24 protein-coding genes are annotated in these 23,982 nt (G+C 59.5%); 6 read left to right on the forward strand and 18 right to left on the reverse strand.

Annotated features, from left to right (window positions below; genetic code table 11):
- Window positions 1–65 precede the first annotated feature (65 nt).
- The 8 genes from MUY35_RS13025 to MUY35_RS13060 form a co-directional block, all read right to left on the reverse strand.
- Window positions 66–1,184, reverse strand: coding sequence for a FliG C-terminal domain-containing protein (locus MUY35_RS13025; RefSeq protein WP_248369237.1), 1,119 nt, complete (start codon window positions 1,182–1,184; stop codon window positions 66–68).
- 72 nt (window positions 1,185–1,256) lie between these two features.
- Window positions 1,257–1,418, reverse strand: coding sequence for a hypothetical protein (locus MUY35_RS13030; protein WP_248369242.1), 162 nt, complete (start codon window positions 1,416–1,418; stop codon window positions 1,257–1,259).
- Between the two features lie 75 nt (window positions 1,419–1,493).
- Window positions 1,494–2,801, reverse strand: a complete 1,308-nt coding sequence (purB, locus tag MUY35_RS13035; RefSeq protein WP_248369247.1) for an adenylosuccinate lyase — start codon at window positions 2,799–2,801, stop codon at window positions 1,494–1,496.
- Between the two features lie 165 nt (window positions 2,802–2,966).
- Window positions 2,967–4,466: a replicative DNA helicase gene (locus tag MUY35_RS13040; protein WP_248369250.1), complete on the reverse strand. Its 1,500-nt coding sequence runs from the start codon at window positions 4,464–4,466 to the stop codon at window positions 2,967–2,969.
- Between the two features lie 145 nt (window positions 4,467–4,611).
- Window positions 4,612–5,292 carry an orotate phosphoribosyltransferase gene (locus MUY35_RS13045; RefSeq protein WP_248369253.1) on the reverse strand — a complete coding sequence of 227 codons (681 nt, stop codon included), beginning with the start codon at window positions 5,290–5,292 and terminating at the stop codon, window positions 4,612–4,614.
- Between the two features lie 24 nt (window positions 5,293–5,316).
- Window positions 5,317–6,357, reverse strand: coding sequence for a dihydroorotase (gene pyrC / locus MUY35_RS13050; protein ID WP_248369255.1), 1,041 nt, complete (start codon window positions 6,355–6,357; stop codon window positions 5,317–5,319).
- Between the two features lie 96 nt (window positions 6,358–6,453).
- Window positions 6,454–7,386 carry a phosphoadenosine phosphosulfate reductase gene (locus MUY35_RS13055; RefSeq protein ID WP_248369257.1) on the reverse strand — a complete coding sequence of 311 codons (933 nt, stop codon included), beginning with the start codon at window positions 7,384–7,386 and terminating at the stop codon, window positions 6,454–6,456.
- 158 nt (window positions 7,387–7,544) lie between these two features.
- Entirely contained in the window at window positions 7,545–8,591 is a 1,047-nt protein-coding gene (locus MUY35_RS13060; protein ID WP_248369533.1) for a glycosyltransferase family 2 protein, read from the reverse strand.
- Between the two features lie 516 nt (window positions 8,592–9,107).
- Between MUY35_RS13060 and MUY35_RS13065 the strand changes: the two genes are divergently transcribed.
- Window positions 9,108–10,085: an XdhC/CoxI family protein gene (locus MUY35_RS13065; protein WP_248369259.1), complete on the forward strand. Its 978-nt coding sequence runs from the start codon at window positions 9,108–9,110 to the stop codon at window positions 10,083–10,085.
- Between the two features lie 17 nt (window positions 10,086–10,102).
- Here the strand turns inward: MUY35_RS13065 and MUY35_RS13070 are convergent, their stop codons facing one another.
- Together MUY35_RS13070 and MUY35_RS13075 are read right to left on the reverse strand one after the other, a co-directional pair.
- On the reverse strand, window positions 10,103–10,723 hold the full coding sequence (locus MUY35_RS13070; protein WP_248369263.1) for a trimeric intracellular cation channel family protein: 621 nt from the start codon (window positions 10,721–10,723) through the stop codon (window positions 10,103–10,105).
- Window positions 10,724–10,818: 95 nt separating this feature from the next.
- Window positions 10,819–11,718 carry a LysR family transcriptional regulator gene (locus MUY35_RS13075; RefSeq protein ID WP_248369267.1) on the reverse strand — a complete coding sequence of 300 codons (900 nt, stop codon included), beginning with the start codon at window positions 11,716–11,718 and terminating at the stop codon, window positions 10,819–10,821.
- 85 nt (window positions 11,719–11,803) lie between these two features.
- Between MUY35_RS13075 and MUY35_RS13080 the strand changes: the two genes are divergently transcribed.
- Complete coding sequence (locus MUY35_RS13080; RefSeq protein WP_248369269.1) at window positions 11,804–12,436, forward strand: class I SAM-dependent methyltransferase; 633 nt, start codon at window positions 11,804–11,806, stop codon at window positions 12,434–12,436.
- A gap of 93 nt (window positions 12,437–12,529) precedes the next feature.
- Here the strand turns inward: MUY35_RS13080 and infC are convergent, their stop codons facing one another.
- On the reverse strand, window positions 12,530–13,075 hold the full coding sequence (gene infC, locus MUY35_RS13085) for a translation initiation factor IF-3 (RefSeq protein ID WP_248369535.1): 546 nt from the start codon (window positions 13,073–13,075) through the stop codon (window positions 12,530–12,532).
- Between the two features lie 301 nt (window positions 13,076–13,376).
- On the opposite strand from infC, the gene MUY35_RS13090 reads away from it, so the two are divergent.
- Entirely contained in the window at window positions 13,377–13,979 is a 603-nt protein-coding gene (locus tag MUY35_RS13090) for a hypothetical protein (protein ID WP_248369271.1), read from the forward strand.
- Between the two features lie 58 nt (window positions 13,980–14,037).
- Here MUY35_RS13090 and MUY35_RS13095 read toward each other — a convergent pair whose 3' ends face one another.
- The 6 genes from MUY35_RS13095 to MUY35_RS13120 all read right to left on the reverse strand — a co-directional run bounded on the left by MUY35_RS13095 (window position 14,038) and on the right by MUY35_RS13120 (window position 18,979).
- Window positions 14,038–14,784, reverse strand: coding sequence for a DUF6639 family protein (locus MUY35_RS13095; protein ID WP_248369274.1), 747 nt, complete (start codon window positions 14,782–14,784; stop codon window positions 14,038–14,040).
- Between the two features lie 145 nt (window positions 14,785–14,929).
- Window positions 14,930–15,784: a ferredoxin--NADP reductase gene (locus MUY35_RS13100; RefSeq protein ID WP_248369277.1), complete on the reverse strand. Its 855-nt coding sequence runs from the start codon at window positions 15,782–15,784 to the stop codon at window positions 14,930–14,932.
- Between the two features lie 68 nt (window positions 15,785–15,852).
- The gene (locus MUY35_RS13105; RefSeq protein ID WP_248369280.1) at window positions 15,853–16,263 is read right to left on the reverse strand and encodes a DUF934 domain-containing protein; all 411 of its coding nucleotides are present in this window, start codon (window positions 16,261–16,263) and stop codon (window positions 15,853–15,855) included.
- The gene (locus MUY35_RS13110; RefSeq protein ID WP_248369282.1) at window positions 16,260–17,000 is read right to left on the reverse strand and encodes a phosphoadenylyl-sulfate reductase; all 741 of its coding nucleotides are present in this window, start codon (window positions 16,998–17,000) and stop codon (window positions 16,260–16,262) included. The genes MUY35_RS13105 and MUY35_RS13110 overlap by 4 nt, the downstream gene beginning before the upstream one ends.
- Window positions 16,990–18,660, reverse strand: a complete 1,671-nt coding sequence (locus MUY35_RS13115) for a nitrite/sulfite reductase (protein ID WP_248369284.1) — start codon at window positions 18,658–18,660, stop codon at window positions 16,990–16,992. Before MUY35_RS13115 ends, MUY35_RS13110 begins: the two co-directional genes overlap by 11 nt.
- Entirely contained in the window at window positions 18,653–18,979 is a 327-nt protein-coding gene (locus tag MUY35_RS13120; protein WP_248369285.1) for a DUF2849 domain-containing protein, read from the reverse strand. The genes MUY35_RS13115 and MUY35_RS13120 overlap by 8 nt, the downstream gene beginning before the upstream one ends.
- Before the next feature lie 140 nt (window positions 18,980–19,119).
- On the opposite strand from MUY35_RS13120, the gene MUY35_RS13125 reads away from it, so the two are divergent.
- Complete coding sequence (locus MUY35_RS13125; protein WP_248369286.1) at window positions 19,120–19,581, forward strand: Lrp/AsnC family transcriptional regulator; 462 nt, start codon at window positions 19,120–19,122, stop codon at window positions 19,579–19,581.
- On the opposite strand, the gene MUY35_RS13130 is transcribed toward MUY35_RS13125, so the two are convergent.
- On the reverse strand, window positions 19,582–20,757 hold the full coding sequence (locus MUY35_RS13130) for a cytochrome P450 (RefSeq protein WP_248369288.1): 1,176 nt from the start codon (window positions 20,755–20,757) through the stop codon (window positions 19,582–19,584).
- Window positions 20,758–20,816: 59 nt separating this feature from the next.
- Here MUY35_RS13130 and MUY35_RS13135 point away from each other — a divergent pair, with 59 nt between their 5' ends.
- Complete coding sequence (locus tag MUY35_RS13135; RefSeq protein ID WP_248369290.1) at window positions 20,817–22,574, forward strand: ATP-binding protein; 1,758 nt, start codon at window positions 20,817–20,819, stop codon at window positions 22,572–22,574.
- Window positions 22,571–23,812 carry a sigma-54 dependent transcriptional regulator gene (locus tag MUY35_RS13140; RefSeq protein WP_248369292.1) on the forward strand — a complete coding sequence of 414 codons (1,242 nt, stop codon included), beginning with the start codon at window positions 22,571–22,573 and terminating at the stop codon, window positions 23,810–23,812. Before MUY35_RS13135 ends, MUY35_RS13140 begins: the two co-directional genes overlap by 4 nt.
- The last annotated feature ends 170 nt before the right edge of the window (window positions 23,813–23,982 follow it).

Here is a 23,982-nt window from a genome sequence, read left to right on the forward strand (position 1 = left end):
AGGTTCTCAGACATAACCACAAGGGCTGGTGCTCGCAAGCACTTGCGGCCTGCGTTGGCGTGTGATCAGTCTTCTTCCTCCTCTTCTATGATCAAGGATATCTCACCCGCGGTTTCAAGTTCTCGGATTTGGGCGACGATTGCCGCCATCGCGGCCTCGCCATCCTTGGTTTTGACTTTGCCGCGCTCGGCCATCTCTTCGCGGATTTGTTCAGCCAGACGCTTGGACATAGCCCCAAGGATGAAGTCGGCCGCAGTTTCTAGATCGCCGGTGGCCGCAGTCAGCGCGGTGACCAGCACCGCTTGATCAATGTCCTTGGTGACTTTCGGAACGTCGGCGGGTTCGACCCGCGCGGGTATGTCCGCAAAGGTAAAGATAGCCTTGCGCACCGCCGAAGCGAACGCCGTATCATCCTGATCCAATCCGTCCAGAACATCATCACGGGTGGCAGCCGGTGAGGCGTTCAGGATCGCCCCCACCCGCGCCACCGGGCCGTTGTCGAAGGCTTTTGGTGGGCGGGCTCCCAGTTGATCCGCCAGCGAACGTCCGATTTTTTCGACCACATCGGGCGCGATCGACCCGGTTTGCGACACTGCGTACGCCACCTTGCGCGCCCGTGGTCCGGGCAATTGACCCAGCAGGTCAGCGGCGATCGAGACTTTCAGCTTCGACAGCAGAACTGCAGCAATTTCGATGCTTTCTTCTTGCAGAGTGGACAGCAGCACCTCTGGTTCCAGCTTGGCGATGGTGTCCCACGGATCGCCGCACAGATTGACTCCGGCCAGCTTTCGCACACGCGCAGCAGTGGCGGGGCTGATGGCCCCATCCAGCACCGTCAAAGCGCCTTCGATCCCGTTTGGAAAGGCCAAGCCAATATCTTCAATCTCGGCCACAAATTCATCAACAACGGCTTTCAGCGTGGCGCGATCCACGTAGCGCATACCTGATATTTGGCGGATCATTTCAGTTTGAAGGGCTTCGGGCAGGGCTTGCAACGACAGCTCCGCCCCCTCTGCAAGCAGCAAGCGCACGATGATCGCTGCTTTCTGTTTCCGTGACAAAGCTTGCGCCACATTTTCTGATCGGCCTGCCAAGGGCAGCCGATTGAACGTGCCGACGTTTTGGTTCGGCATCTCGATATCCGCTGACAGGATATCAGTATTGGCGATTTCAATTGCGGTCAACGCAGCCTCTTCAATCTGGTTTTTGCCAGATTGGCATGGTTTCGTTAAGGCGGGCTTACCGCCATCGCAATTTTAGCTTGAAACGGCGTCAACGCAGGCTTGCGTGGCGTCATCCCAAGTCTGACCTGCGTCACAGCTTGCTGCTGTGTGGTCGCCGCGCTCGCAGCCCATTGCAACGGAGAGCGTTGGCAAAATGGTCAGCACAAGTGCGCAGATAAGGGTCTTGAAACGCATTGGGGCCTCCTTTCGGAAGCCCCATGATAGCATGAATGTCGCGAGCGTCCAAATGGAGCGCCGCACGTGTCCCGATCAGGTCTCGCCGAACACGCGTTTGAAAATCGTGTCAACGTGTTTGGTGTGATAGCCAAGGTCGAATTTTTCTTCGATTCCATCGACACCCAGCGCCTTGACGACGTCTTCATCCGCCAATAGTTCGCCCTTGAAATCGCACCCGGTTTCCCAGACTTTCAATGCGTTACGCTGCACCATGCGGTAAGCGTCTTCGCGGTTCACGCCAGCTTGGGTCAGGGCCAAAAGCACGCGCTGCGACATGACCAGACCAGGGAACTTGTTCATGTTGGCGATCATGTTTTCGGGATAGACAAGCAGCTTGTCGATCACCGAGGTCAGGCGCGCCAAAGCGAAGTCCAGCGTGATCGTGGCATCAGGCCCGATGTTGCGTTCGACCGAGCTGTGCGAGATGTCGCGTTCGTGCCAAAGCGTCACGTTTTCCATCGCGGGCACCACGGTCATGCGCACCAGCCGGGCCAAACCGGTCAGGTTCTCGGTCAGCACCGGGTTCTTTTTGTGCGGCATGGCTGACGAGCCCTTCTGACCCATCGAGAAGAATTCGGCCGCTTCCAGCACCTCGGTCCGCTGCATGTGGCGGATCTCGGTGGCGACGTTTTCAATTGACGACGCCACGACACCAAGGGCTGCGAAAAACGCAGCGTGGCGGTCGCGCGGGATGACTTGGGTCGAGATCGGCTCGGGTTCCAGCCCCAGTTTTTCGCAGACATGATCTTCCACGGCGGGGTCGATATTGGCGAATGTGCCGACGGCGCCGGAAATCGCGCCCGTTGCGACCTCCATCCGGGCTTTCTTCAAGCGGTTCAGGTTGCGGTCCATTTCCGCATAGAAGCGCGCGAAGGTCAGGCCCATGGTGGTGGGTTCTGCGTGGATGCCGTGGCTGCGCCCGATGCGAATCGTGTCCTTGTGTTCAAGCGCGCGGCGTTTCAGAGCGGCCAGCAGGGCTTTCGTATCTTCGATCAGGATGTCCGCGGCGCGCACCAGCTGCACGTTGAAGCAGGTGTCCAGCACGTCCGACGAGGTCATGCCCTGATGCACGAACCGTGCCTCTTCGCTGCCGACATGTTCGGCAAGGTGGGTCAGAAAGGCGATGACATCGTGCTTGGTTTCGGCCTCGATCTCGTCAATGCGCGCCACATCGAATGTCACGTCCTTGGCCTTCCACACGGCGTCGGCATTTTCGCGCGGGATCACGCCCAGATCGGCCATGGCGTCGCAGGCATGCGCCTCGATCTCGTACCAGATCTTAAACTTGGTTTCAGGCGACCAGATGGCGACCATATCGGGGCGGGAATAACGAGGGATCATGCGGGCAGACCTTTTCGGTTGGTGAGCAGTCGCGCCGGTCATAAACCGCTGCGGCGCGGCAAACAAGAGAAGGGGCGGGGGACGATGCGGATTCGGGTGATGTTAGCGGCGCAAGATATAGACTCGATTGCGCAGGGAGACGCGCTGGTCAGGACAAAACGCCCATCAGAACCCGCTGTCCGACCCTTGCTGCCATTTCTGCACGAGGTTGCCGAAGCGTGTGAACTGCGCTTCGAAGGACAGATCTACAGTGCCGATGGGGCCGTGACGTTGCTTGCCGATGATGACCTCAGCCTTGCCGTGCAGGTTGGACATTTCGTCCTGCCAACTTGCCATACGGTCCAGCTCGTGATCGCCGGGTTTTTCGCGTTCTTTATAGTATTCCTCGCGGAACACGAACATGACCACGTCGGCGTCCTGCTCGATCGAGCCGGATTCGCGTAGGTCCGACAGTTGCGGGCGCTTGTCGTCGCGGTTTTCGACCTGACGGCTGAGCTGTGACAAGGCGATGACCGGAATGCCAAGTTCCTTGGCGATGGCCTTCATGCCCATCGAGATCTCGCCGATTTCGTTCACCCGGTTGTCTGATGTGCCGCGACACAGCTGCAGATAGTCGATGATCAGAAGGTCCAGACCATGGGTCCGTTTCAGGCGGCGCGCGCGGGCGGCCAACTGGCTGATCGGCAGGGCGGGCGTGTCGTCGATGAACAGTGGGCAGCTTTCCAAGTCCTTGGCCGCATTGACGAAACGGCGAAATTCGCCTTCGTCCATATCACCCTGACGGATTTTATGGGATGAAATTTCCGAGGCTTCCGCAAGGATACGACCAGCCAATTGTTCGGCTGACATCTCAAGCGAGAAGAACCCGACAACGCCACCATCAATCGCGCCTTCGCTGCCATCCGGGCGCGTGCCCTTTTTGTAAGCCTTGGCCACGTTGAATGCGATGTTGGTTGCAAGCGAGGTTTTCCCCATCGACGGACGACCCGCAAGGATCAGAAGGTCCGAGGGGTGCAGCCCCCCAAGCTTGTTATCCAGATCGGACAGGCCAGTTGACACGCCCGCCAGCCCGCCTTCGCGTTGATAGGCGGCGTTCGCGACCTGAACTGCATCAGTCACAGCTTTCAGAAAGCTTTGGAACCCGCTGTCGGTCTGGCCAGCCTCACCCAGTTTATAAAGCGCCTGTTCGGCTTCGACGATCTGCTCTTTCGGCTCAGACGAAATGTCGACCTTCTGCGCCTTGGAGGAAATATCCTGGCCCAACTGGATCAGCTCGCGACGGATCGCGAGGTCATAGATCATTTGCGCATAGTCACGCGCCGCGAAGCTGGAGATCGCAGCGCCGGCAAGGCGCGCCAGATAGGCGGGTCCGCCGAGTTCCTTCAGCCCCTCGTCATCTTCCATGAACGCTTTCAGCGTCACGGGGCTGGCGAGTGCGTTTTTCGAAATCCTGCTGGCGGCGATTTCCCAGATGCGGGCATGCACGGGTTCATAGAAATGACCCGCATTGATGATCGAGGCGACGCGGTCATAGACGTCGTTGTTCGTCAGGATGGCACCCAGAAGCTGCTGTTCAGCTTCGATATGGTGGGGCAGGGCGTCCTGCACACTTTCGCTGGCGTCGCCCGATTGTGCGCCCTGAGGAATACTGCTGATTTCGTTCATGACTGCCTGCCCCTTTTTGGGGATTGTTTAGCGCCTTGGGATGCACAAAGGCAAAATGTATGTTCCTGTGGGAATCCTGTGGATAACGTGAGCCTACCATATCTGGTGCGGTCCCGCAAAATGGTGCCTATGGATAGTAGGTGTGTTACTTGTTTGCGCGGGCTTTTTGCCACGCACGAGGATCGTTTAGGAAGCGTTCCACCTCGTCCAAAGTCTCGGTCGAAAACGTGCCTTGGGCCTTGGCCTCAGTCAGAACATCCCACCATGTGCACAGGTGGATCAGTTGAACACCATGATCGCCAAGGGTTTTTTCCGTCTCGGGGAAGATGTCGTAATAGAAGATCACGGCAGTGGCCGCACAGGTGGCCCCAGTGTCGCGAATCGCATCAACGAAGCTGAGCTTGGATCCGCCGTCCGTGGTCAGGTCTTCGACCAAGAGCACGCTCTGCCCTTCGCTCATCGCACCCTCGATGCGTGCGTTCTTGCCATAACCCTTCGGCTTCTTGCGCACATAGGTCATGGGCAGGGCCAAGCGTTCGGCGACCATGGCCGCGAAGGGGATGCCCGCGGTTTCGCCACCGGCGATGTTGTCAAACGCCTCGAACCCCGCTTCGCGCATGATTTCGACCGTCATGAAATCCATCAGAGTCGAGCGGATGCGGGGGAAGCTGATCAGTTTGCGGCAGTCGATATAGGACGGGCTAGGCAGGCCAGAGGCGAGCGTATAGGGCTCGTCGGTGTTGAAGTTCACGGCCCCAATTTCCAACAGCATCCGCGCGGTCAGGCGGGCGATTTCATCCTTGGTGGGGAAGGTCGAAGGGATCATGGGCAGCGGTCCTTGTTCAGTGGTTCAGGCCTCGACCCGCCAGTGCAGTGGAAAACCGGGGTCGAAGGTGGTGACGGTGTGTTCGCCTGTCTGCAATGTGGCAGGATAGGTGATCGGGTCGCCCTTGCGGAGCGTGATCATGTCCTCATTCACGGGAAGGCCATAGAAGGCTGGGCCGTGCAGCGATATGAAGCCTTCGAGCTTGTCCAGCGCGCCTGCTGCCTCGAATGTTTCGGCTAGGATCGACAGGGCGTTCGGCGCGGTGAAACACCCGGCGGAGCAGCATTCGCTTTCCTTGGCGTGGGTGGGATGTGGTGCACTGTCAGTGCCGAGAAAGAAGCGAGGGTCGCCCGATATGGCCGCGGCCAACAAGGCCTCGCGGTGTTCGCGGCGCTTCAGGATCGGCAGGCAATAATAGTGCGGGCGCATGCCACCGACCAGCATGTCGTTGCGGTCCAGGATCAGGTGCTGCACCGTGATGGTGGCGCCGATATTGGTGTCATTCGCCTTGACGTAATGGGCGCCGTCGCGGGTGGTGATATGCTCCATCACCACTTTCAGGTCAGGTGTCGCGCGGCGGATCGGGTCAAGCACGCGGTCGATGAAAACGGCCTCGCGGTCGAAGATGTCGATATCGCTGTCGGTCACTTCGCCGTGGACGCAGAGCGGCAGGCCGATCTCGGCCATCTTCTCAAGCACCGGGCGCACCTTGTCGAAATTCTGCACGCCCGAGGCGGAGTTAGTTGTGGCGCCTGCCGGGTAAAGCTTCACCGCTTTCACCAAGCCGCTGGCGGCCGCCGCAGCGACGTCTGCCGGGTCCGTATCCTCGGTCAGATAAAGCGTCATCAAGGGTTCAAAGCGCATGTCGGCGGGCAGCGCGGCCATGATGCGGTCGCGATAGGCCTTGGCGTCCGCGCTTGTGACCACCGGGGGCACAAGGTTCGGCATGATGATGGCGCGCGCAAAATGACGTGCGGTTTCGGGCAGGACGGCGTTCAGCATCGCGCCATCGCGCAAGTGCAGGTGCCAGTCATCGGGGCGGCGGAGGTTCAGTGTCTGGGTCATCGGCACAGGGCATAGCGCAGGGTCACGCTTCGTGCCAGATGATTCGATGGATAGGTGTCTCGAATCGAACGACCCGTAGGGGCCGCCGCGCAGGGGTCACGTGGGCGGACCCTGTAGATTGGACTGAGCCAGCGCGCGATTTGCGCGTTTAAGTGCTTTCTTGAACCGGGGCGCGCGATGGGTCGTCGTAACCGCGCCCGCCAACCATTTGATCAATTGGGGCTTTGCGCGCGCCTCGGCCCCCTTAAGAAGCTTGCGCAGGTAAGGAAGGTATCGCCGCCGCACCCGTAAGGCGCGATAGCAGTCGTGTTCGGTCAGCGCATCTTTCGCAGCCTGATCGACCAGAGTTTGTGTCACACCCATCGCAAAAAGCGCCTTGGGCAGGCTGTTACCGAAACGTCGGCAGCGAATGCGGTGGATGTGATCGCCCCTGAACAGTGCCGCGTGAACAGTGTCTTCGATGATCGCCGGATCGAACAGCACAAACACAGCCTGTGCCATTTCAGTCATCTCGGGTGCATAATCATAGCGGCCCTTGAAATCCCGTTGCTGAGCTTCGGGAAATCGGCGGTCGAAATCTACGCGATCCGGATCAAGGGTGGCTTGTGGCTGCACGGAAATGACCGTCACATCTGGCGCCACAACCGAGAAGGCCGCCGCTGCATAGCCGCACATGCCAACGCCATAAAAAACAACCTTTTCAAACTCTTCAAAGAACCCATCTTCGATCAACCGATCGAAATACCCATAGACGGCGCGATCACGGAACCACGTTTTTTTGTGCGCCAGAATGCATAGGTTGGACCAGTTGTTTTCGCGTACAAGATTCCAGCCAAGCGGCTCTTGCAGCGGGGCGGTTTCGCGGATGTCCTCAAGTGTTTCGAAGGTAACAATAAGCGTCGACCCTTCGTCGGTCAGGATGGCGGAATGATCTGGACCCAGCGGTTCGAAATATCCACGCTCGTCGCCAAGGCTCTCAATCTGGTTCAGCCAGTCCTCTCGGGATGCGTCCATAAGGTCCGGGCCCATCTCATCTTCTGGCGGATTATTTTGTATCACCCAAACCTCGGCACTGGTTGCTCTACTCGCCTTGTTCCTTGGGCGTGAAAGCAGGCGGATTTTAGTGAGCAATGCGGCAATAAAAGGGAGAGATGCGCCAGATGCACCGCACTGTTTCCGGCACCGTCTTAATCGGTGGAACTGCGAGGCATTTGCGCAAATTTGTATATCCTTTGCGCGTCTTCCAACAGCACCGGGCGGGCTGGCGGCGTCATCAGGAGCCGTCCAAACAGGGCGCGATTGGCTTCGTGCTGCATCAACTCATCAAACCGGTTTTTGCGCCAATTGACCGCCGCGTCATGCAGGTTGGCCAGTGTTGGATCGGCCATCAGGCGCGCCAGATGCGACTGGCGCGACGTCTCTGTTTGCTGGATTGAGGTGTCTTCGACGTCGGACCAGTTCCGCTCGCACCAGTAATCCATATCAATCGGACTGTCGGCCCGGTTCACACGCCCTCGATCGCATTTCAGAACGAAGCTTTCCATCGCCCCCAGCGGGTAGTGGTTCAGTTGTACAAACCCGTAATTCGGGCGGGTAAATGGCGAAAAGATTTGGTTGCGTTGAAATCTTTCATCCAGCGTACGGCCGCTGCCGTCAAACCAGCGCGTGGTTTCGACAATGCCGTCGACAGGCGCGCGCGGACGGTGCACGCCGAGTTTTCGGTAAGCCCCCCGATTGCGATAAAGCGTCTTGAACATGAAGGCGCGCCACGGCCAGGTCATGACCTCGGGCGCGGCGCGGCTAAACTGATTAGTGATCGGGTAATCGTGATAGTCCACCACGCCATCATTGCCGAAAAGCCGCCACGTCATCGTGATCGCGTCCGCGTCGGGCAGGGCGGCCAGCAGGGCGTCAAGCGTATGGTCGCCCGTGTGGATATTCACGAACTCGTCCACATCCAGCGTCATCAGCCAATCGGCGTCTTGCACCAAGGGATGCTTATCTGCGATCTTGAACCCGGTCCATTGGATGCCACCCTGACCGTAGGGGCCATCATTGCGCAGGTGCGTCAGTTCGCCCATTTCCTGCAAACGGTCCAGCATGATGTCGGTGCCATCGTCGCACCCGTTCGACAACACCAGAAAATCGGTGAACCCAATCGCCCTGTGGTGGGCCAGCCATTCCAACAAGAAGGCTGCCTCGTTTTTCATGCAGGTGACGGCGGTAATGCGCATAGTCACGCGGTATTCCGGTGGGCTGGCGTGCCGCGCGGGAAAGATTTTGTTCGTTGTAACATAAGCTTAGCGCGCGCCCTTTTTTATTGCTATGTTCAGTGCGCCTGACTGTGGCAGACCTGTCAAAACCCGTCAACGGCGGGCTAGGCGGGCATTAACGTTCAGCAACGCGCTATCGTGAGGGTAGAGCTTACGCAACGGAAGGCCTTAATTCCTTGCGGCGGACGTCCCTTGAATGGCAATTAGCATCTAATACGAAGATGGGAATCAAGCGCGAAGACCATTGGTCTAAGACCTCTGGAGAATTGCGATGATGACGGGTTTCGCGCGCCGACGCAGCTTTGTGAGGCGCGTAGTGAGTGAAATTTTGTGTGGTAAGCGGTATACTCCATAATGGGCCGTCTGACATGTCGGGCGGCCCTTTTTCATGGTCAAAGGCTGTTTTTTTCATTGCGGCCAAGCGTCAGGCCGGCGACATATCGCACTCGGATTTCGACGATGGTTGGCGACAGCAGAATGGCAGATGTGACAGGTTTGAAAACGGTCCCGGAAACGGCCTTGCATTGGCACTGCGCTGGGCGACGCGTGGCGATTGCCACGGTGGTTGAAACTTGGGGCAGTGCGCCGTGCCCGGCGGGCAGTCAGGTGGTGATTGCCGATGACGGAGCGATCGAGGGGTCAGTTTCTGGCGGGTGCGTCGAAGGGGCCGTCGTGGCCGAAGCGCAGGCGGCGCTGGAAGTTGGCGTGCCGCGTTTGCTGACCTACGGCGTGACGGACGACGATGCTTTCGCCGCCGGGTTGGCCTGTGGTGGCACCATCCGCATTCTGGTCGAGCCCGTGACAGATGGCGATGGGTCGGGCCTGCCGGTTGCGATCCTGTCGGACCTTGTTGAAAAACGCGCCGCGCGGGTGGCGGTGATGTATGAGGTCAACCTTAGCACCTGGGTGCGCCGCCTGTTGGCAATGACGCTGCCCCTTCCAAACGCCGAAACTGGTGTTAAAGGCGATCTATTTGTCGCCATTCACACCCCGCCGCCCCGTCTGATCCTTGTCGGGGCGGTGCATATCGCGCAGGTGCTGGCCCCGATGGCTGCGGCAGCCGGCTTTGACCCTGTGGTGATAGATCCGCGCAGCAGCTTTGCGACCCCCGAGCGTTTCCCAACGCTTCCCGTGATCTGCGATGATACCGAGGCAGCACTTGTACTGGTCGGCGTGGACCCCCAGACCGCCATCGTGACATTGGGGCATGATCCCAAGATTGACGACCCGGCGATCCTTAAGGGGCTGGCGAAAGGGGCCTTCTATATCGGATGCCTTGGCTCGCGCCGCACCCATCGTGCGCGGCTGGATCGGTTGCGGGCAGCAGGCGTGCTGCCAGCTGATGTGTCGCGCGTTCATGGTCCTGTGGGTCTGGACATTGGCGCAAAGGGCCCCGCCGAAATTGCCGTGTCGATCATGGCCGAACTGATCGCTGCCCGCCGGGGAAAGGTCTAGGTCTGGTGCGCAGCGCCCTAAGCTGTGTCACGCGGCGGTTTCAGCTGCAAGACCAACAGACGTGCCGCCAGAATGACCGCGAAGCTGATGCCCGCGGCCAGCGTGTCACCTAAATAGGTGAGCAGCGCCAGATATACCGCCCCGCCTAGAAGCGATAGCGTGGCGTAAAGGTCCTCTTTCAGCAGGCTGGGCGTCATGTTGCACAGAAGGTCGCGGATCATCCCGCCTGCTGTGCCTGTCACGCAGCCGATAACGATTGCCAGAACAGGTGAAATGCCAGCGTCTAAGGCCACCTGAACCCCTGTCAAAGTGAACAGCGCCAACCCGATTGCATCTAATTGCATGAGCATTTTCAGCCTGCGCCCACCGCCGGACGACATGCGTGTGGCGAAGGCAAAACTGATCAGTGCCACCGGAACCGCAGTTGCAAGATAACGGGTGTCGGTGATCCAGAACACCGGCGTCAGCCCCAGAAACAGATCGCGCAGCGTGCCACCGCCCATGGATGTGGCGATGGCCAGGACAGTGGCCCCGAACAAGTCCATATGAACCCGGTGGGCTTGGATCGCGGCGGATGCGGCCATGACCGCGGTTGCCAGAAGCGACAGCGGAACGAACAGGAAGGACAGTGTTTCCATAAGGGTAGCCTTAGGCGGTAAAATGGGACTGGGAAAACGGTGGGATGTGCGGCGGTCTTAACCCGACTAAGCTGTGCGCAGGAAGATCAAAATGATCACTTGCGGGGTGCGCGCGACAGAAAATCCGCCAGCGTGTCAAAGATCAGACGAATGCGGGGGCTGGTGTGCAGATCGCGGTGGGTGACCAGCCAGACGGGAAAGACGATGGGGTCCATGTCGGGCAGCACCCGTTCAACGCCGGGGGTTGCGTCGCCGACCTCGGCTGACATGAAGGAAATGCCCAAACCGCGCTGCGCATATTCCCATGCAACAACGCCGCTGTTTGAACCGATATGGAAATTGTCGCCGGTGATTGTGATCCCAAGGGGTGCGAGGTAGGCGATCATCGTCTCTGCAAACCCAAAGCTGATGAAATCATGATGCGATAAATCCGCTTTGGTGGATGGGCGGCCTCGACGCTGAATGTAGGGCTTTGCTGCATAAAGATGTGCCTCAGCCTCCTGCACAAGACGGCCGTATAGTTCTGGCTGTTCCGGGCGCACGTGGCGGATCGCGATGTCTGCCTCGCGCCGTTGGATGTCGCGGATGTCGTTGGCGGCGACAATCTCGATTTCCAGCTTCGGGGCGATTTCGCGCAGATGGCGCAGGACAGGCGGCAGAATATGCGCGGCAAACACGTCCGAGGCCGTGATACGCACCTTGCCGTCAATGGTCTGCGTCTGCGCCGCCGCCACGAGCGAGATTTGGACCGCCGCATCCGCCATCTTGCGCACATGCTCCAGCAGGTTGCGCCCCGCAGGCGTTAGAACCAGCCCACGCCCCACCCGTTCAAACAGCGCAATGCCCAGCTTGTCCTCAAGCCCCGAAACCTGACGCCCCAAGGTCGGCTGCGTCTGTCCCAGCGCACGGGCGGCGGCGGACAGCGATCCTTCCTCGGCGGTGGCCATGAAGGCCCGCGCTTGGTTCCAGTCAAAAGAGATTGCCGCCCAATTCATGCATTTACGTATAGCAAAGCAACGAAATTGGGCAATTTCTATCGGTGCTGTGCATAGATATAAATTGGCGCAAAGGAGATTACAGATGATCAACTCGGCCAAATTCTGGGACAAAATTGCCCCTAAATATGCGAAAGCCGCCATCAAGGACGTGGAAAGCTATCAATACACGCTGGACCGCACACGCTCGTATCTTGGTGCACAGGACAAAGTGCTGGAAATCGGCGCGGGCACCGGGTCGACCGCGCTGGAACTGGCCAGCTCGGCTGGTCATGTGACGATCACAGATGTGTCGCCCGAGATGATCAGGATTGGGCAGGAAAGGGCGCAAGAGCAGGGGATCACCAATGTCGATTTCCACGTCACGGACGCGGGTGTGTCAAACCTGACGGGTCCCTACGATGCGGTGCTGGCCCATAACGTGCTGCATCTGATCGAAGATCTGCCGGCTGCGTTGGACCGTGTGCACGACCTGTTGGCGCCCGGCGGGGTGTTCATCTCGAAAACCTTTTGCAAACCGACGCGGCGCGGACCTTGGTTTTACTATGCGATGAAACTGCTGCTGCCAGTGATGCAATTGGTCGGCAAAGCGCCGTTCGTGTCGATGATGACCATCCAAGAGTTGGAGGCTATGATCACCGCACATGGGTTCAAGATCATTGAAAGCGGGAACTTTCCGGCCAAAGAATTGCGCCGCTATATCGTTGCGCGCCGCTGATCGGGCTTAGGACCCGCGCCAACCGCCCAAAAAAGCAAAACGCCCCGCAATCGCGAGGCGTTTTCTTGTGTCAGCCACGTGCTTGGAGGTGGCTTACTTGGTCATCGGGCCGATCATCATTACCATCTGACGACCTTCCATCTTCGGCATGTTTTCGACCTTGCCAACCTCTTTGGTGTCTTCGGCAACGCGTTCAAGCAGTTGGCGGCCAAGGTTCTGGTGCGCCATTTCACGTCCACGGAAGCGCAGGGTCACTTTGACCTTGTCGCCGCCTTCCAGAAATTTGAACACGTTGCGCATTTTGACGTCATAGTCATGCGTGTCGGTGTTCGGGCGGAACTTGACCTCTTTAACCTCGATGGTTTTCTGCTTCTTGCGCGCTTCGCTTTCCCGCTTCTGCTGTTCATATTTGAACTTGCCGAAATCCATGATCTTACACACGGGCGGGGTGGCATTGGGCGAGATTTCAACCAGGTCCAGACCTGCTTCCTGTGCCATCACCATTGCCTGAGCCGGGGTGACGACGCCGGCGTTTTCGCCTTCGGCGCCAATAAGGCGGATTTCAGTGGCCTTGATGCGTTCGTTAACGCGGGGGCCGGTGTCGCGCGTCGGCGGCGCGTTGTGAGGTCTGCGGGCTATTGTGCCATTCCTTCTGACGTTACAGTAAACTTCGATTGCGGAAGGTAAGCCCCAACCGGGCGTGTTTCAACCCGATAAAGCGTTTTGCCAGTGGATTGTTTACAGTGAGCCGTGAATTGACCACTGATGGAGTTGGATTTTACCTGCGGCGCTGCTTTTACTACGTTTTTCCGGATGGATTGGCGTATTGACGCGCATCGGGTGGAACTGCCCTTGCGCTCGACCGGCTTAGCCCTCACATCCCTAGTGGATGCTGCGCAGATCTGTGCAGCGCATGTATAGAAAAGTTGAGGATGTCGATATGAAAAATAGCATTATCGCTCTTGTGATCGTGGGTGCGGCCGCCATTGGTGGTTACATCTGGTACAGTAACAGTCAGGCCGACATGGTGTCTGAAGATGCAGTGCCAGAAGCTGCTGCGGACGTAAATGCGGCGGAAACAGCCGCTGGGGAAGCCGCTGCGGCCGCTGAAGCCGAAGCTAAGGCCGCAGCCGATGCTGCCGCCGAAGAAGCCGCAGCCGCTGCGGAAGCTGCCGGCGAGACGCTGAACCAAGCCGGTGAAGCCGTGACTGACGCGGTCGAAGGCGCCGTAGAATCCGCGACCGACGCCGTCGAAGGTGCCGTCGAATCTGCCACCGACGCTGTAGAGGGTGCAGTCGAATCCGCGACCGACGCGGTCGAAGGTGCCACCGAAGCGCCCGCTGCAGAGGCATCCGACGAAGCTGCAATGGACGCTCTGACCACAGACGGCTTTGACGCCGCCAAGGTCAACGAAATGATTGACGGGTCGTCGCTGGGCGATGCTGAGAAGGCGGGCCTGAAAGCCGCAGTCGATGCAGCCGCACAAAACCCGGCATTGCTGGAAGCCGCGATCAACCAGGTGAAATCCGCTTTGGGCATGTAAGCCGCCTTAGCAGCCGAAATCACAACGCCGCGCGGGAAACTGCGCGGCGTTTTCTGTTTCACTCCGCGATGTCAAAACGCTCGTGATCAAGATAGACAGCGCCGCCGGTGAGCTTATGTATAAAGGCGCACGCATCAGGCCTTTGGGATAAATGCGCCCATGTTTTCTGTGCGAACCGATCTGGCGACAAGAACAGCAAAATTTCTGACAGTTCATCGCGCGAGACTTGATGATCAAGGTCAGATTTGGCTCTAAAAACCTCTTGTGCATCTACTGACAATGACATGATTTGCATTGCATAGGCGACATACTCATCTGTGACGATGCAGGTGTTAAAAGGACAGGGCACCTTGTCAAAGGAAGCGTGTGTAAGCTCGTGCACAATGACGCTTTGATAAAATGCGTCATCGGTCAGGAAACCGAAAGCACCGTCCTTGTTGCGATGCCGCCTCATGATTTCGGGAGACAACACTTCAATCCGGTTTTTGCCGCAATGATACTGGGCGTTGCATCCGTCCGGCAGCACCGAAACAACATCTATCTGGATTGTTTCTGCCAATGCGGGAAGATGACACTGGCTGAAAAGGCGCGCGGCGCGGTGGGCTGTATCACACACAGTTTCGACGATTTTCTTGTCGTTCGCGGACACGGCGACATTGACGTTCTTGCAAAGCGTAGTTTCAGCAGCGGCAGGCTGAGCAAACAGAAACGCAAGGATAAATCTGAGAATGAGTATGCGGCAATTCCGCATGATGCACCTGCGCTTGTTCAAATACCAGTTGGAACCTGCCTTTGAAGATTGCACAGGTTCCGATCCTGAGCAAATCCGCCACATGGACGCGCGTCGTCTTGGCTGAGTTTCCGTTGGAGGTTCTGCGCAAAAAAAGGGGAAGCCATTGCTTCCCCTTCCATGATTGGCGGCGGCGGTTGCCGCAATCGACGCTTGCATTTTATTCGAGGAACGCCTTCTCAACCACATATTGTGCGGGTTTCGAATTGGCACCTTCCTCAAGCCCTGCTTCTTCCAGCAGTTCCTTGAGTTCAAGGTTGAAGGGCAGGTTGCCGCAGATCATCGCGCGGTCGTTTTCGGGGCAGAGCGGGTCGATGCTCAGATCCTCGAACACCTCGCCCGAGCGGATCAGGTCGGTGATCCGGCCCATCTTCGGGCTCTCTTCGCGGGTGGTGGTCGGGTAGTATTTGATCTTCTTCCAGAAGCCTTCGCCGATCACCTCGTTCAGAAGTTCATCTTCCTTCAGCGCCTCGATCAGGTTGCGGCCATAGGTCAGTTCGCCCACTTCGCGGCAGGTGTGAGTGATGATGATCTCGTCATAATCCTCATAGGTCTGCGGTTCACGCAGCAGCGACGCAAAGGGGGCAAAGCCTGTGCCGGTGGCAAAGAACCAGATGCGCTTGCCGGGGATCAGCGCGTCATGCACCAAGGTGCCGACAGGCTTGGGCCGCAGAATGATCTGGTCGCCTTCCTTGATGTGCTGCAGTTTCGACGTCAGCGGGCCGTCTGGCACCTTGATCGAGTAGAACTCCAACTCCTCATCCCATGACGGGCTGGCAATGGAATAGGCCCGCAAAAGCGGTTTTTGCTTGCCGGTCTTGGGGTCCGGGTCGCCCATCAGGCCGATCATCACGAATTCGCCTGACCGGAAGCGCAGGGTTTGCGGCCGGGTGCAGCGGAACCGGAACAGGCGGTCGGTGTAATGCTCCACCTCGGTCACGGTTTGCGCGTCGGGCAGGGTTGGCACGGGTTTCACTTTGGCTTCAGCATCCATCACGGGCGTCACTTTGTTCATATGCATCAGCGGGGCACAACGCCCCGCCCTTTTCTGTTGGTGTGTATAAGAGGGATCGGCGGAAGGGTCTAGCCGGTCAACCGCGACCGATAGTCATAGGCCTGCCAGTCCGCACGTGACAGCCAATCGGCTTCGGGCTGGCGCAAGGACAGGTCTTCGCTGATCTGGACCTCGTCGAACCCGGACCGCCGCGCCATGGCGTATTGGTCCGAGATCACGTGCCCATGCGCACGCAGGCGACCCATGTATCCCAACAGGCGCAACTGGCGACCCAACGTGAAGCCACGCCCATCGGCGAAAGACGGAAAGTCGATGCGGATCATGTCAACGCCAGCCACCAACTGCGCCAGCATCGCGGGGTTGGTGTCAGACGCCAGATGCAGCCCGCGCGTGTCGTTGGCGGCGCGCTCGTCGGGCGTGGCAAAGCCGTGATCCCAATCATCATGGCTAAAGCCTTGGTCTGTTACGATCACAGTCATGCGCTTGCTCCTATCCGTTGCACCTTGCCATCCACGAAATGAATGCCGCATTCGGTCTTTTCCGCCCCGCGCCAGCGCCCGGCGCGCGGGTCTTCGCCGGGCTTTACCGGCGAGGTGCATGGCGCACAGCCGATCGACGGGAAGCCACGCCCGACCAGCGGGTGACGGGGCAGGCGGTTGTTGATCATATAGTCGCGCACGTCCTCGGACGCCCAATGTGCCAGCGGGTTGACTTTCAAGCGGTTGTCTTCGGCCTCGAAGAACTGAAGATCGACGCGTTTGCCGCCCTGAAACCGTTTGCGTCCGGTGATCCAACCGTCAAAGCCCTGAAGGGCGTTTTCCAGTGGCTCGACCTTGCGCAGGTCACAGCAGGCATCAGTGTCGGCCAGATGCAGGATGTTGTCCGGGTCGCGTTTGAACAGCTCGTTTGCGTCCGGGTGGATGACCCGCACATCGGTCAGGCCCAGCTTTTCCGAGACCTCGACCTGATACTCCAGCGTTTCCTGAAACAGCATCTGCGTGTCCAGAAAGATAACAGGAACTGTCCGATCAATGCGCGACACCATGTGCAACAGCACGACGCTTTCCGCGCCGAAGCTCGACACCATCGCCAGCGCGCCAATGGTACTGTCGGTCAGGGCGCGTTCAATCACCGAGGTGGCCGAATGGTGCTTGTAGCGCGCATTCAGCGTCTCGACTCGTTCAGCGGGGGCGGGAAGGGGGGCTTCAAGCGGCATTGGTCTTCGCCTCCTCTGGATAGAGCGCGGCCTTGAATGGCGCCTCGCCCAAGCGGCGGAAGGTGTCGATGAAGCTCTCGCCCGCGTCTTCGCGCAGGTCCAGATAGGTCAGCACAAGGCGCTCGATGGCGGGCACGATCTGGTCATAGGCAAAGCCCGGCCCGGCACGTTTGCCGATCAGGGTGTCGGGCCCGGCGTCACCGCCAAGAGTGATCTGGTAGTTCTCGACGCCCGCGCGATCCAGCCCAAGAATGCCGATATGACCCAGATGGTGATGCCCGCAGGCGTTGATGCAGCCCGAGATCTTGATTTGCAGGTGGCCGATATCGTGTTCGATCTTCAGCGCGTCAAAACGTTCAGCGATTTCTTGTGCGACAGGGATCGAGCGGGCCGTGGCCAACGCGCAGTAATCCATGCCGGGGCAGGCGATGATGTCCGAGATCAAACCGGCATTCGCCGTCGCCATGCCGTGGTCACGCAGCGCGGCAAAGAACGCAGGCAGGTCGGCGCGGTGCACATGCGGCAGGATCACGTTCTGTTCGTGACTGATGCGAATATCGCCGTGCGCGTAGTGTTCCGCCAGGTCAGCAATCACCCGCATCTGGTCGCCGGATGCATCGCCCGGCGTGGCCCCGTGGGCTTTCATCGAGATCGTGACGATCCCATAGCCGTCTGCGCGGTGCTCGGCGACGTTGGTGTCGCTCCAAGACCGGAAGATCGGGTCGGCGTCGCGCGCTGTGTGATAGCCGTCCAGCGGTGCGGACTTAAACTCAGGCGCTTTGAAGTTGGCGGCGATATCGGCGAAATGCGCCTGATCCACACCGGAAAACAGCGGGCGGAGTTGTGCAAACCGCGCCTCGACCAGTTCGTTGATCTTGTCGATCCCGTTCTCCATCGTGGTGATCTTGATGCGCGCTTTGTACTTGTTGTCGCGCCGTCCCAGCGTGTTGTAGACGCTGACGATTGCCTCGACATAGGGCAGCAGGTCTGTGCGGGGCAGGAAGTCTTTCAACACCTGACCAACGACAGGTGTGCGGCCAAGGCCACCGCCAACGATGATCTGGTAACCAACCTCGCCCGCCTCGTTCTTAACGATCCGGATGCCGATGTCATGCGCCTTGGTCACGGCGCGGTCGGCTTTTGATCCCGTCACCGCCAGCTTGAATTTGCGCGGCAGGAACTGAAATTCAGGGTGGTCGGTGGACCATTGGCGCAAAAGCTCGGCGGTTGGGCGGGGATCTTCAATCTCGTCCGCCGCGGCGCCTGCGAAATGGTCAGCGGTCACGTTGCGGATCGTGTTGCCCGAGGTCTGGATGGCGTGCATCCCCACATCGGCCAGCGCGTCCAGCATATCGGGAATATCTGCCAGACGCGGCCAGTTGTATTGGATATTCTGGCGTGTGGTCCAATGGCCGTAACCCTTGTCCCAACGCTCGGAAATCATCGCGAGCTGGCGCATCTGATTGGGGTTGAGCGAACCATAAGGAATCGCGACCCGTAACATATAGGCATGCAGTTGCAGATAGACGCCGTTCATCAGGCGCAGCGGTTTGAATTCATCCTCGGTCAGCGCGCCCGAGATGCGGCGCGCGACCTGGGCGCGGAACTGGCTGACGCGGTTGCGCACGAAGCCTTCGTCGAAATTGTTGTAATCATACATGGGCGGCGGCCTCCGGCTGCGCATGGGCAATCTGCTTGCCGTGGAAGCGGTTCGATGGCCCTCTGGCGCGGAAAACTTCGCGGAAATGGGTGGGAACGGGGCCATTGGGGCCAGCTTTGGCGTCGGCCAGATAGGCACCCACGGCGATCTCGGGCTGTATTTCGGCCAGCGCAAGCTGGGTGGCGGCCTCGACCTCATCCTCGATCAACCAAGCCATACACATGTCACGCACCCAGGCGCCATTCTGGGCCAGATAAATCACATCACCTTCGACAAGGTCGTTTGCGGTTACCACTTTGGGTGTGAAGGGGCGGGGCATGGCCGATCCTTTCTTATTGCGTTCCCGCTCTATATAGGACATTTTCCCACCAAACGGCGATACGCCGCGCCAGATAAGGAATATTGTTTCGGTTTTCGCCCTACGCGGAACGCCTGGACCAAAAGAAGGAAGAAAACGAAATGTCTGTTCGGCTGGACGAGATTGACCGGAAAATCCTGCGCGAGCTTCAGCGCGATGCGGGGCAATCGCTGGACGTGATTGCCAAGAAAGTCGGGTCATCCAAGACCCCAGTCTGGAACCGGATTCGCAAGATGCGCGGAGGTGGGGTGATCGGCAAAAACACCATGGTGATGGATGCCGAAAGCCTTGGGTTCGAGGCGTGTTTCTTCGTCCTGATCCGCACTTCGGAACATGATGCCGACTGGCAGGGCAATTTCCTGAAGGCGCTGATGGCGCGCCCCGAAGTGATGGAAGCGCACCGGCTGGCGGGCGAGATTGACTATATCCTGAAAGTCCGCGTCGAGAACGCCCGCGCCTATGACGAGTTCTATCAGGCGCTGATTTCCGAGGTGAAGATCTTCAACGTCACCGCGCTATTGTCGATGGAAGAGATCAAGTTTTCGACCGAGCTGCCGATCTGATCACGCCCTGACCATCAGCTTTTCCAGCCCGTGGAAGTGATAAACATTGCCGAAGTGCGGCGGGGCGGTCAGGCGCAGGTTCGGACAACGGTCAAACAGGATCGGCAGGGCGCGGTTCAGTTCCAGCCGTGCCAGCGGAGCACCAATGCAAAAATGCGCGCCTGCGCCGAAGGATGTGTTGGGCTTGATCGGGCGTTCGGGGTCGAAGATGTCGGGATCGTCCCAGATATCCGGGTCGCGATTGGCCCCGCCCAGAAGCAGCCCGATCTTGTCGCTGCGCTTGAAGTTTTCGCCGTAAAGCACTGTATCTTCGTAAACATATCGCGTGAACATGTGCAGGGGTGGGTCGAAACGCAGCGTTTCCTCGATGGTAGCATCGCGGGCCTGCGGGGCAAGGGCTGATGCGGGTGTCTGCTGCTCCAGAAGCGTTTTCACGGCAATCGCCATCGCGTGCACCGTCGCCTCATGCCCCGCGTTTAGCAGCAGGATACAGGTCGAAATCAACTCGTCGCTGGATAGTTTCTCACCTTCCGCTTCTGCGGCGATCAATTCAGTGATCAGGTCGTCGCGCGGGTCATTGCGGCGCTGGTCTACATAGTCGCGCATGAAGGCGACGAAGGCTTCGGTTGCAGCGATTGCCTCGTCCTCGACCGCGCGTGTGCGGCGCGCCTGATACATCGAGACCATGGCGTTGGACCATCTGAGCAGATCATCCGCCATGTCTTCGGGCACGCCCAGCAGGCGGCAGATGATGATGACGGGAATGCGCGTCGCAAAGGTGGGCAGCAAGTCGAATTCGCCGCCTGGAAAGGCGTCGATCAACTGATGCGCCAGAGCGTCAATCTCAGGCCCAAGACCGGCAATCCGGCGGCTGGTGAAGGCACGCAGCACCAGTTTGCGCAGGCGCGTGTGGCGCGGGGCTTCCAGTTCCAACATGGAATGCGCCTCGACCGCATAGAAGGGTGCGAGGTGGTCAGGAAACTCAAGCGGTTCAACGGGTTCGCGCCCAAACCGACGATCCCGCAACAGCGCATTCACTGCCCGGAAGCTGACCGCCATCGGCAGGTCATAATCCTCCCACCAGAAGATATCGCCACCTGCGCGGGCACGGTCATAGAACGCATAGGGGTTCTGGATGAAGTCGGGGTCGGTCGGGGACTGGGTCAGGCGCAACATCTGCGCATGGTCGTCAAAGCCGCTGGTCTTTGCAAGCGCGGCTTTCTATTCTTTCCCTCATGTTTCGATACCTGCGCACAAAATGGGTATTTCCCTTTCTGCTTGGCACCCTTGCGATCAGCGCGGGCGTCTGGGCGGTGGCGTGGCGCGCGGCGCTGTCGCCACTGTCCGAACAAGCGGCGTCCGAGCTTGCGCTGGCGTCTGACCAGCTGACGCGCCACCTGTTTCGCTATCGTGAACTGGCGGTGGTGCTCGCCGAACACCCCGTACTGCGTGACCGCCTTGGCGGTGAGGTGGACAGCGAAGGCGAGGCGGACAGGCTGCTGCAAGCCATGGCCGACATGACCGGCGCGCATCACCTGTCGCTGGTCGGGCCGGATGGAATGGTCTTGGCCGCGTCAGGAGAAGGCGAGGCGCAGGTTGACCCGCGCGCGCCGTTGATCCACCGCGCGCTGACTGGCGCTTTGGGGGTCGAGGCGCGATTTCAGCCAGTGCCAGACCGCCCCACGCAGCGCATCTTTTCCTTTGCAGCACCGATGCACGGGCAACAGGACCAAGCGCTGGGCACTGTTGTCGCGCGCACGGATTTGCTGGATTTCGAAGAAAACTGGCCTTCGACGGCTGCCGCCCTCTTCTTCACCCTGAACGGCAAACGGGTGTTTGCGGCCAACCGTTCCGAGCTTGTGAACGCAGAACGCCCCCGCGAAGGGTTCTTGAAAAACTCGGCCAGTCGCTGGACCGGGCACGAGGTCTGGACGCTGGACGCTGGCCCCTATCTACCCGACCGCGCAGTCCATCTGACACGTGATTTGCCGGTGATCGGCTTGGCCGGAGAGATATTGCTGGACACCGCGCCTGCCGAACGCAGCGCCACCCTGTTGTCCGCCGTCGCCGCAGCTATCTGCCTTGGCATTGGTGCTCTGTTGCTGGCCGTCGGCGAACGACGCCGCGCCCTGAACAAGCGCCTGCGGATGGAGGCCGCGGTGAACGCCCGCCTTGAAGCCCGCGTCGCGGAACGCACCACGGCGCTGTCCACGGCCAACGCCGACCTCGTGCGCGAAAACCGCGAACGGCGCGAGGCGGAGGCCGCGTTGAAAAAAGCGCAGGCCGATCTGGTGCAGGCCGGCAAACTGTCGGCCTTGGGTGAAATGTCCGCAGGGATCAGTCACGAACTGAACCAGCCGCTGATGGCGATCCGATCCTTTGCCGACAATGGCGCCGTGTTTCTTGAGAGGGGTCAGGTCGATATGGCGGGTCAAAACCTTGACCGTATCTCGCAACAGGCGGGCCGGATGGGCCGGATCATCAAGAACCTGCGTGCCTTTGCGCGGCAGGAAAGCGAACCGATTTCAGATGTGGACTTGGCGCAGGTCGTGGATCAGGCGCTTGAGATGTTGGCCCCTCGGATCAAGGCTGAGCGGGTGAATGTGGAGTGGCGGCGACCGGACGGCGCGCCGAAGGTGCGCGGTGGTGAGGTGCGGCTTCAACAGGTGGTGATGAACCTGATGTCCAACGCAATGGATGCAATGGCGGATCGGGTTCACAGAAAGATCGAGATCACGCTGGCGCCGTCAACCGACCGTGTGACCCTGTCGGTGCGCGACACCGGGCCGGGGATTGACCAGCCCGACCGGATTTTCGACCCGTTCTACACAACGAAAGAGGTCAGCCCGACCGAAGGGATGGGGCTTGGGCTGTCCATCTCTTACGGTCTTGTGCAAAGCTTCGGCGGGGCGATCCGGGGACGCAACCACCCTGACGGGGGCGCGATCTTCACCGTCGAACTTGACCGCGCCGGCGCGCAGGAGGCCGCATGACCAACACCGTCCTTCTGGTTGATGACGACGCCATGGTGCGCGAGGCGCTGGGCCAGACGCTTGAACTGGACGGCCTGACGACGATCCTTGCAGGCAGCTATATCGAGGCCAAGGATCACATCGTGCCGGGCTTTGATGGGGTGATCCTGTCCGACATCCGGATGCCGGGCAAAGACGGGTTCGCACTGCTTGCACAGGCCCAAGCGGTCGACCCGGAATTGCCGGTGATCTTGTTGACAGGCGAAGGGGACATCCCGACCGCTGTGCGCGGGATCAACGAAGGCGCGTTTGATTTTTTAGGAAAGCCCTGCGAGCCTGCCGCGCTGTTGGCGGTGGTCGGGCGCGCCTTGCGCACCCGTGCGTTGGTGCTTGAAAACCGCGCCCTGAAGGCGCGCACCGAAACGGGTGATGCAGCCGCGCGCCTGTTGATCGGAGACAGCGCCTTGGCCGAGGATCTGCGCAACCGGGTGCGGGCCGCCGCGCGTGCAAAGGCCGAGGTTTTGATCTGTGGCGAGCCGGGAACGGGCACCTCGAAGGTTGCGGAAGTGGTGCATCTTTTGTCGGGCGACGCGACGCGCCCGTTTATCAAGCTGCCTGCCTCTGGTCTGGCTCCCGTCACCCTTGAGGCCGCCTTTGAAAGGGTCGAAGGAGGCACGCTGTTTCTTGACGAGGTGGCCGCGCTTGAGGGATCGACGCAATATCAACTGCTGGACCTTCTGGATCGAGCAGGCGAGGCGCGGGTGGTCGCCGGCACCTATCGTGATCTGGAGGCCGAAGTCGCGGCGGGTCGGTTCAACCCCGATCTGTTTTACAAACTGGACGTGCTGCGCATCCGCATTCCGGCGCTGCGCGAGCGGAAGGATGATATCCCGGTGCTGTTTCGCCACTATGTCTCGATCGCCAGTGAACAGGCTGCCCTGACCCCGCCCGAGATCGAACATGATGTGATCGCCCGGTTGATGTCGCAGGACTGGCCCGGCAATGCGCGCGCGTTAATGAACGCCGCCATGCGCTTTGCGATGGGGCTGGGATTGGGGGACGTGGAAGGCACGGTGATTGACGGTCGTCCCGGCCTGACCGAGCAGTTGGCGCAGGTCGAACGCTCACTGTTGATCGAAGCGCTCAGGCGTCACGGGGGTGGCGCCTCGGCGGCGGCGAGAGAGCTGCAACTGCCGCGCAAAACCTTCTACGACAAGCTGGCCCGACACGGGATTCGGCCTGAAACCTATCGCAACTAACCAGGCGTGACCTGTGTGGATTTCCGCACAACTTCGGCAGATGGCTGTGCGAAAATCCGCCCAGACCGGTCTTGCTGCACTGATTGGGTGCCTAAATAACGCGCCGTAAAATTATGAAACTGATATGAAAAATGAAAAATCACGCCCGCGTGATCGTTTTTCTTGGTGCC

Source organism: Aliiroseovarius sp. S1339 (assembly GCF_023195695.1).
Classification (GTDB): domain Bacteria; phylum Pseudomonadota; class Alphaproteobacteria; order Rhodobacterales; family Rhodobacteraceae; genus Aliiroseovarius.

Coding starts and splice junctions, on each gene's coding strand:
- MUY35_RS13030 (WP_248369242.1), bottom strand. CDS start 1,418: ATGCGTTTCAAGACCCTTATCTGCGCACTTGTGCTGACCATTTTGCCA.
- purB (WP_248369247.1), bottom strand. CDS start 2,801: ATGATCCCTCGTTATTCCCGCCCCGATATGGTCGCCATCTGGTCGCCT.
- MUY35_RS13040 (WP_248369250.1), bottom strand. CDS start 4,466: ATGAACGAAATCAGCAGTATTCCTCAGGGCGCACAATCGGGCGACGCC.
- MUY35_RS13045 (WP_248369253.1), bottom strand. CDS start 5,292: ATGATCCCTTCGACCTTCCCCACCAAGGATGAAATCGCCCGCCTGACC.
- pyrC (WP_248369255.1), bottom strand. CDS start 6,357: ATGACCCAGACACTGAACCTCCGCCGCCCCGATGACTGGCACCTGCAC.
- MUY35_RS13055 (WP_248369257.1), bottom strand. CDS start 7,386: ATGGGCCCGGACCTTATGGACGCATCCCGAGAGGACTGGCTGAACCAG.
- MUY35_RS13060 (WP_248369533.1), bottom strand. CDS start 8,591: ATGCGCATTACCGCCGTCACCTGCATGAAAAACGAGGCAGCCTTCTTG.
- MUY35_RS13065 (WP_248369259.1), top strand. CDS start 9,108: ATGGCAGATGTGACAGGTTTGAAAACGGTCCCGGAAACGGCCTTGCAT.
- MUY35_RS13070 (WP_248369263.1), bottom strand. CDS start 10,723: ATGGAAACACTGTCCTTCCTGTTCGTTCCGCTGTCGCTTCTGGCAACC.
- MUY35_RS13075 (WP_248369267.1), bottom strand. CDS start 11,718: ATGAATTGGGCGGCAATCTCTTTTGACTGGAACCAAGCGCGGGCCTTC.
- MUY35_RS13080 (WP_248369269.1), top strand. CDS start 11,804: ATGATCAACTCGGCCAAATTCTGGGACAAAATTGCCCCTAAATATGCG.
- MUY35_RS13090 (WP_248369271.1), top strand. CDS start 13,377: ATGAAAAATAGCATTATCGCTCTTGTGATCGTGGGTGCGGCCGCCATT.
- MUY35_RS13100 (WP_248369277.1), bottom strand. CDS start 15,784: ATGAACAAAGTGACGCCCGTGATGGATGCTGAAGCCAAAGTGAAACCC.
- MUY35_RS13105 (WP_248369280.1), bottom strand. CDS start 16,263: ATGACTGTGATCGTAACAGACCAAGGCTTTAGCCATGATGATTGGGAT.
- MUY35_RS13110 (WP_248369282.1), bottom strand. CDS start 17,000: ATGCCGCTTGAAGCCCCCCTTCCCGCCCCCGCTGAACGAGTCGAGACG.
- MUY35_RS13115 (WP_248369284.1), bottom strand. CDS start 18,660: ATGTATGATTACAACAATTTCGACGAAGGCTTCGTGCGCAACCGCGTC.
- MUY35_RS13120 (WP_248369285.1), bottom strand. CDS start 18,979: ATGCCCCGCCCCTTCACACCCAAAGTGGTAACCGCAAACGACCTTGTC.
- MUY35_RS13125 (WP_248369286.1), top strand. CDS start 19,120: ATGTCTGTTCGGCTGGACGAGATTGACCGGAAAATCCTGCGCGAGCTT.
- MUY35_RS13130 (WP_248369288.1), bottom strand. CDS start 20,757: ATGTTGCGCCTGACCCAGTCCCCGACCGACCCCGACTTCATCCAGAAC.
- MUY35_RS13135 (WP_248369290.1), top strand. CDS start 20,817: ATGTTTCGATACCTGCGCACAAAATGGGTATTTCCCTTTCTGCTTGGC.
- MUY35_RS13140 (WP_248369292.1), top strand. CDS start 22,571: ATGACCAACACCGTCCTTCTGGTTGATGACGACGCCATGGTGCGCGAG.